Annotated in this window: 1 pseudogene; it reads left to right on the top strand. The window is 66.5% G+C overall.

Annotated features, from left to right (window positions below):
- Positions 1 to 887 (top strand): annotated as a pseudogene (locus AC5LUJ_RS13940) (tetratricopeptide repeat protein); the annotation flags it as partial.

Raw genomic sequence — 887 nt, forward strand, 5'->3', positions numbered from 1 at the left:
ACACAGCTCGCGGCCGAGTTCGCCCGCGAGCTCTGGGACGCCGGAGAACTCGATCTGATGGTGTGGGTGTCGGCGCTCAGCCGCGACTCGGTGGTATCCGGCTATGTACAGGCGGGAATAGACCTCGTGCAGGCGGGAACGGACCTCAGGCTCGGGCCGGAGAACGAGATACCGGAACGCACCGCGGCCCGGCTGCTCACGTGGCTGGCAAGAACCCGGTGGCGTTGGCTGATCGTCCTGGACGACCTGGCGGGGCCGGCCGAAATCCGCGACCTGTGGCCCCCCGGCTGGCCGAGCGGGCGCACGGTCGTCACCACTCGGCGGCGTGACGCGGATCTGCTGGCGGGCCGCAGTCTCGTCGAAGTCGACGTGTTCACGAAAACCGAGGCGGTCGAGTACCTGCGCAGGAAGTTCGAGAATGAGAAATATCGGCATCTGGCCGACGGGGACGATGCCGTCAACGGTGTCGTGGCGGATCTGGGTGCGCTGCCGCTGGCGCTCAGCCATGCCACCGCCTATATGATCGACCAGGATCTGACCTGCAGTGGGTACCGAGAGCGGTTCGCCAACCGTAAAAAGCGGCTGACGGAGCTGTTCCCCACGCTGGACACCGTCTATGACGGATATTCCCACACCGTCGCGACGACCTGGGCCCTGTCCATCGAGGCGGCGGACAGACTGCCCCCGGTCGGGCTCGCCCGGCCGCTCCTGGAGATTGTCAGCTCGTTGAACCCCAACGGTATCCCGGGGGATGTCATGAAGGCGTCACCCGTCCAGGGCTACCTCGCCGAGCGGCTGCCCAGGCAGCCTACCCGGGACGACATCCACGACGGGCTGCGTGGCCTGCACCGGTTCCATCTGGTGACGTACGAGAAGAGCATGATCCG

It is taken from the genome of Protofrankia sp. CiP1_Cm_nod3 (assembly GCF_982290655.1).